The following is a 6,768-nucleotide window of genomic DNA, read 5'->3' on the forward strand; positions in this document are numbered from 1 at the left end:
TAAAGCAACTGTTGAACAAAACTTTATTGGAATGTCAGAAATCGTTATTGAACAAATGGAAAAAGTGTTCAACGGTGAAGAAGTAGACGGTACAGAACTATACGCACCAGCAAGCTTAATTACCGCTGAATAAAATAAGATTTTCGTAGACATTATCACACCCTTACACTGTAGTTGAAGAATACTGTGACATACATAGCTGGGTCGTTTCTCGCCTATACCCTTTGTGACCTCTAGATTGTCATAAAGTATAATTTTACTTATGTGCCTATTAGAGAACAAGAATTCATGAAAAACGGTCACAAAGTAAGTCTTTATGTGCCCGTCAGATCAGAAGTACATGAAAACGTTCATCATGTAACTCATTTATTATGTCGCAGTTTATGTATTTTCTACAAAACTACAGATTTGATAAGACAAGTGCGAAAAGAAACCAAGATAAAGAGGTGAAAGTGACAGATGTTACTGCAAACAAAGGACATTACTAAAGTATTTGGCGGACATACAGCATTAGATAATGTAAATGTTACGTTTGAAGCAGGCACTGTTCACTCATTGTTAGGCGAAAATGGTGCTGGGAAATCCACACTCATTAAGATACTGACAGGTGTTTATCAACCAACAAGCGGACAAATCATTTGGGAAGGCAATAAAGTAAATATTGAACGCCCAAAAGCTGCTCAAGATCTTGGAATTAATGTAATCCACCAAGATCGGCAGCTTGTCCCTTATTTTACGGGTCTGGAAAATTTATTTTTAAACAAAACATACCCGAAAAAGATTTTTGGTGGTATTCATTGGAACCTGATGAGAGAACAAGCAAATGCTTTAAAAGAAAAATGGAAGATTGATATTCCAATAGATAAACCCGTCTATGATATGACACCGACAGAACGAACGATGTTAGAAATTTTAAGGGCGATGAGTCAAGAATCAAAAGTACTTGTCCTTGATGAACCGACAGCCTCATTAACTGATAAAGAGTCGGTTTTATTATTTTCATTAATTGATCATTTGAAAAAAGAAGGTGTGGCAATCATTTATATTTCCCACCGCCTAGAAGAAGTTATCCAGATTTCAGATGATGTCACTGTTCTTACAGGTGGAAAAGTAACCGCTTCTTTACCAAAAGAAGAGATTACGAGAGAAAAAATTATTTATCATATGACAGACGGACAACAAATAAATGTAACGAAAAAAGTAAAAACAGATGTGTCAGAACAACCAGTCCTTTTAACCGTTTCGAACATAGCAACGAAGGATGAAAAAGTAAAAGACGTCAGCTTCAACGTCCATGCCGGAGAAATTGTCGGCATGTATGGGTTGGCTGGAGCGGGAAGAACGGAAAGTATGGAAGCAATTTTTGGACTTAGAGAAAAAGTGAATGGAACAGTACTTTATAAAGAAAAAACGTACGACAAAGTAAGTCCAAAACAAATGATAAAAGCTGGAATGATATTAATCCCAGAAAACAGGCATGATGAAGGATTAATTATGCCAAATACGATTAGTCATAATATGACATTACCTATATTAGAGCAAGTTTCAAATGGTGGTGTGTTAACAAAGAAAAAAGAAACACAAAAAGTCCAAAATGAAATGAAACGTTTTAAAGTAAAAGCAGTAAGTGCAAATCAAACCGTTTCGGAACTAAGTGGTGGTAATCAGCAGAAAGTTGTATTTGGTAAAGCACTACTTACAAATCCGGATTTATATATTTGTGATGAACCAACGCAAGCTGTCGATATTATGACAAGGAATGATATTCATTCCTTTTTACAAAAACAAGCAGAGCTTGGAAAAGGAATCATTTTTGTATCATCCGATATCCAGGAAATTCTCGAGATTAGTGACCGTATTGTTGTCTTTAGTGAAGGAAAAACAGTCGCAGATCTTGAAAACGACGAAATTGATACCCATACAATTTTAGATATTTGTTACAAACATCAAAAGGGGGAAAAATAATTATGAGTGAAGCGATCAAACAACCGAAGAAAAAGATGTCATTCTCCCAGAAAATCAGTTCGTATGGAACCATTTTTGCAGGTATTGCTTTAATTATTATCTTTAGTATTTTAAGTCCAGATTCTTTTGCAACAGTAGATAATGCAATCAATATTACGAGACAAATTTCTTTTCTAGTTATTATCGCTATCGGAGCAACATTAGTAATGAGTGTACAGGAATTTGACCTTTCAATTGGAGCAATGGCAAGTCTTGGAGGCGTTGTTGCTGCCAAACTGTCGATATTAGGTGTTCCTATTTTAATTAGTATGCTTATTCCAGTGATCATTGGATTTATTATTGGCTTAGTTAGTGGAGCAATTGTTACACATTTCCGAGTACTGTCATTCGTGACGACACTTGCGATGGGGACGGTAATTGGTGGTTTTACGTTTTGGCTAACTGGCGGGTCTACCGTATTTGAAAATATTCCAGAAAGTTTTACATTTATCGGTCAGACAAACGTTCTTATGATCCCGCTTTTATCGATTATTATGATTATATTAGTGATTATTTTTTGGTATATAATGACACATATGACACTTGGGCGTCGTTTTTATGCAATTGGCGGAAATGAAAAAGCCTCAGAAGTTTCCGGGGTAAATATAAATGCATATAAAACGGTTGCATTTGCGCTTTGTGGTGCGCTTGCTGCATTCACTGGTGCCCTGCTTGCATCACGCTTAGGTTCTGCACATCCAACCGGAGGGGAAGCTTATTTTCTCAATGCATATGCCGCTGTATTTTTGGGAATGACTGTTGTAAGAAGTGGTGTTGCTAATATTGTCGGAACATTGTTTGGAGCGGCAATTTTGGGAATTTTAGCAAATGGTCTGACGATTTTACAAGTACCTTCTTTTATGCAAGACGTTATTACCGGCTTAATTATTATCGCAGCATTGATTTTTCAAAAGATAGGTCGTGAAGGAAAGTGATAGAAGTTATGAAGAAAAAGCATACTGGACTGACTAGTCCTTTTATTACAGCTTATCTTGTTGGTGGTTATCCAACTAAGGAAAAAAGCATCGAGATCATGCAGAAAGCTGTTCGTTCAGGATTAAATGCAATTGAAATTGGTTTTCCAAGTAGTAATCCATTTTTGGATGGAGATATGATTCAACGCGCACATAAACAAATTTATGATGATTTTTCTTCATTAGATGATTTTATTGATTATTTGCATGATGTCCGCGCAGCAATCTCTATTCCAATCTGGATTATGGGATATACAAACGACCTGTTTCATGAAGATGCGTATTTGAAATTAGCGAACTCAACATATATCGATGGATTTATAATTCCCGATCTAAAAATAGCTCAAACAGCAGTAGTACAACAACATCTTAACCAAACGGCAGTAAATGTTATACCGGTCATCAATAATGAAATGACAGATGAAGACATCCACCGTTTAGCCGAAAATAAGGAAGTTATCTACTGTCAATTATATGCAGGTAAAACAGGACATGAATTAACAATTACAGAAAATTTACCCGAATTTTATAAGCGGATGCGAAAAATAACAGATGCGCAGTTAATGGCAGGTTTCGGTATAAAAAATCAAGATATTGCTGAGAAGATATTTGAAGTGGGTTATGATGGAATTGTTGTGGGCAGTGAATTTGTTCGACTTGTTGCTACAGAAAATGAAGCAGCCTTACATCAGTTTATCGATGAATTAGTCCAATCGAAGAAAAAGTGGGGGTAATATGTCATACATAGCTGTTTTTGATATTGGAACAACGGCAGTGAAAGGAATTTTAGTTGATAAAGAAGGTCATCTAATGGAGGAACATACCGTTGAGCTAACAACTTATGTATCCGAAGATGGGAAGATGGAACAGCGACCAGAAGACTGGTGGGAGGCAATCATTCATATAGCATCACTTTGGTGGAAAAATGGCATTTCTCCGGAATCTGTTCGAGCAATTACGTTTTCAGGGCAAATGGAAGATGTCATCTCTATTAGTGACGACGGTGATTATCGCGCAATATTATACTCCGATACAAGGGCAGGGGAAGAAGCGCAATGGATATATGAAAAATGTCCAGAAATCCGTGCCATTACAGGCAATAATGTAAGTGCTACAACGCCACTTGCCAAAATAAAATGGTTGGAAAATAAAGCGCCTAAACAGTATGTAGATACAGAGAAATTTGTATTTAGTTCAAAAGACTATTGTATTTATCAATTAACAAAAGAAACGGTAACAGACCCAATAACTGCAGCAACTACAGGGATGATGGACTTGAAAAATCGTTCTTGGAACAAGCAAATTTTCAAAAGCTGTGTGATCGATGAAGGGAAGTTACCTAGATTACTAGAAGCAGATAGTGTAGTAGGAAAGGTGACAGAAGAGGCTAGTAAAAAAACTGGTTTTTCAACATCCACATTAGTCATTAATGGAAGCGGGGATGCCGGAGCATCGACGCTTGGAGCGGGTGCTGTTCATGAAAAAGATTGCTATTTTTATATGGGTACAACGGGATGGCTAGCAATTGTAGAAAAAAATGAAGGACAGTTCGATTCCTTATCAGAAGCCCATTTTAATTTAGCCTTTGTAGAAAAAGCACACCGAATTTCGGTTGCACCGTTGCTTAATGTTGGTAATGTTCACAAATGGGCCGTTCATTCGTATATCGATCAAAATGAAACAAATAAATATGAAACATTTGAAGCTTTAATTGAACAAGCCGCTCCAGGTAGTGGTGGTGTAGTATTTTTACCATATTTGAACGGAGAACGAAATCCAATGATTGATCCAGATGCAAAAGGAGCGTATTGGGGAATCACATCGCATACAGAAAGAAAAGATCTCGCCCGCGCAGCTCTGGAAGGAGTGACTTTTTCCTTAAAGCAAACGCTAGAAATGTTTGAGTTACAAGATCGGCGGACGATTACGTTGATTGGTGGGGCGTCAAAAAGTAATAGTTGGTGCCAGATGATGGCAGATATTATGAATCATCCAATTAGAGTTCCATTAAACAGTGAATATTTACCGTCAATCGGTGTAGCGTCGATTGCTTTTGTTGCACTTGGCTGGAGTGAATCATATGAACAATTCAGTGATACGTATATTAAAAAAGTGCCTAGCAAAGAATATGCACCTAATCCAACGCATGTCGATATGTATAAGAAGCATTTTGAAAAATTTAAGAAGCTATATCCGGCGTTACAAACAATTTATTGATGATAAAACATTCGTCATACGGCGGATGTTTTTTAATAACTTGGGTGTAATGACTGATCGTTTTTAAGGATTGTAAAGAGGACGCACAGATGTAGAATTAAAGATCACTCCTACTAAAAAATTGGAGTGATCTTTATTGTATTTGCCAATCAATTTCTCCCAATCCCGATCTTTTCAATAATGCATTCGTCTTGGAAAATGGTCTACTTCCTAAAAAACTTTGGTGTGCGGAAAATGGACTTGGGTGTGATGATGTTAATATATGATGTTTATTTGTATCGATGAGTCGTTGTTTCTCTTGTGCCGCTCTTCCCCATAATAGATATACGATTGGATGATCTTTTTCATTTAAAAGTTCGAGTATCCGGTCAGTGAAGATTTCCCATCCTTTCCCGCGATGGGAATGGGCTTCTCCTTCTCTAACTGTTAAAACTGTATTTAATAGAAGGACACCTTGTTTTGCCCAATCGATTAAACAACCTTGGTATGGCATCGGATATCCTAAATCACTTTTCAATTCTTTAAAAATATTAATTAAAGATGGAGGTTTTACAACTCCGTTTTGCACTGAAAAACTTAAACCATGCGCCAAGTTGGGGCTATGATATGGGTCTTGACCAAGGATTACCACTTTCACTTTTTGATAAGGGGTGTAATGGAGTGCATTAAAAATGTTTTCCATTCGTGGATATATCGTTTTCGTCTTATATTCTTTTATTAAAAATTCTCTTAGTTTTACATAATAGGCTTTCGAAAATTCATCTTCAAGTAACGGAGCCCAATCATTTTTTAATATTTGTTCCGTCATATTAACCTTCCTCTTTTTGAAATCTCGTGATGTCACGTTACTAACCCAACTGAAACAGCTTGCTCTTATTTTAGAGTTAGTGACGCTTTCATATATGCCCTTATTTAATTTCGTATAAACATAAAAAATCAACTCAAAGCAAAAGAGTTTCCAAAGTATAAAATAACATTAAATAAACAAACATACAACCATTTTTTAAAAAAGATCTTTTCTACTCACAAGCTAAGATTTCACAACTTTGAAACATTCTTTTGTTTGTTTTTAAAATGTGTTATTTCAGCAATTTTATCCAGTTGATAAGGTGAAAATTTGTCAATTAATGCTAAAATATAGAGTAAAGGCAATAATAGTTCTATGTGAAAAGAATCAAGTGGAGCCTCTTTTTTATTAAATGATGGAGAAAGCATATTTGCGTAAAAAATAATATGATAGATTGGATGACTCACCTATGCCTGAACAAATTGAAAAACTTTTTAAAAAATTAAATACGGATCCAGCTACTGGAATCAGCACGAAAAAAGCAATGGAACGTTTAGAAATCGACGGACCAAATCGATTTGCAGAGGAGCAACAACAATCAATTCTCTCACTTATTTGGGGGCAATTAAATAATGCTCTTATTTATATTTTGTTCGCTGCGGCTATTATTTCGGGACTTGCCGGCGAGATAAGTGATGCGATTATCATCGGCATCGTTATCGCAATTAATACAATTATAGGTGTGATTCAAGAGTCGAAAGCTGAAAAAGCATTAGAGGAATTAAA

6 protein-coding genes are annotated in these 6,768 nt (G+C 36.1%); 5 read left to right on the plus strand and 1 reads right to left on the minus strand.

Going from position 1 to position 6,768, the window contains the following annotated elements; all coding sequences use genetic code 11:
* Positions 1 to 459: 459 nt before the first annotated feature.
* From ACPYKA_RS17225 to ACPYKA_RS17240, 4 genes are read left to right on the plus strand one after another with little or no spacing between them, the layout of a single operon-like run.
* Positions 460 to 1,965 (plus strand): sugar ABC transporter ATP-binding protein, encoded by a 1,506-nt coding sequence (locus tag ACPYKA_RS17225; protein WP_479543446.1) that lies wholly within the window; start codon positions 460 to 462, stop codon positions 1,963 to 1,965.
* 2 nt (positions 1,966 to 1,967) lie between these two features.
* Positions 1,968 to 2,939, plus strand: a complete 972-nt coding sequence (locus ACPYKA_RS17230; protein WP_479543447.1) for an ABC transporter permease — start codon at positions 1,968 to 1,970, stop codon at positions 2,937 to 2,939.
* Between the two features lie 8 nt (positions 2,940 to 2,947).
* Positions 2,948 to 3,712: a tryptophan synthase subunit alpha gene (gene trpA / locus ACPYKA_RS17235; protein ID WP_479543448.1), complete on the plus strand. Its 765-nt coding sequence runs from the start codon at positions 2,948 to 2,950 to the stop codon at positions 3,710 to 3,712.
* A gap of 1 nt (position 3,713) precedes the next feature.
* Positions 3,714 to 5,195 carry a xylulokinase gene (locus ACPYKA_RS17240; RefSeq protein ID WP_479543449.1) on the plus strand — a complete coding sequence of 494 codons (1,482 nt, stop codon included), beginning with the start codon at positions 3,714 to 3,716 and terminating at the stop codon, positions 5,193 to 5,195.
* A 133-nt stretch (positions 5,196 to 5,328) separates the two neighbouring features.
* Here the strand turns inward: ACPYKA_RS17240 and ACPYKA_RS17245 are convergent, their stop codons facing one another.
* Complete coding sequence (locus ACPYKA_RS17245; protein ID WP_479543450.1) at positions 5,329 to 6,003, minus strand: uracil-DNA glycosylase; 675 nt, start codon at positions 6,001 to 6,003, stop codon at positions 5,329 to 5,331.
* A 448-nt stretch (positions 6,004 to 6,451) separates the two neighbouring features.
* On the opposite strand from ACPYKA_RS17245, the gene ACPYKA_RS17250 reads away from it, so the two are divergent.
* Positions 6,452 to 6,768: cation-transporting P-type ATPase (locus ACPYKA_RS17250; protein ID WP_479543451.1), on the plus strand; the 317-nt coding region annotated here is incomplete at its 3' end.

Source organism: Pseudogracilibacillus amylolyticus (SeqCode) (assembly GCF_051918545.1).
Classification (GTDB): domain Bacteria; phylum Bacillota; class Bacilli; order Bacillales; family Amphibacillaceae; genus Pseudogracilibacillus.

Coding starts and splice junctions, on each gene's coding strand:
- ACPYKA_RS17225 (WP_479543446.1), top strand. CDS start 460: ATGTTACTGCAAACAAAGGACATTACTAAAGTATTTGGCGGACATACA.
- ACPYKA_RS17230 (WP_479543447.1), top strand. CDS start 1,968: ATGAGTGAAGCGATCAAACAACCGAAGAAAAAGATGTCATTCTCCCAG.
- trpA (WP_479543448.1), top strand. CDS start 2,948: ATGAAGAAAAAGCATACTGGACTGACTAGTCCTTTTATTACAGCTTAT.
- ACPYKA_RS17240 (WP_479543449.1), top strand. CDS start 3,714: ATGTCATACATAGCTGTTTTTGATATTGGAACAACGGCAGTGAAAGGA.
- ACPYKA_RS17245 (WP_479543450.1), bottom strand. CDS start 6,003: ATGACGGAACAAATATTAAAAAATGATTGGGCTCCGTTACTTGAAGAT.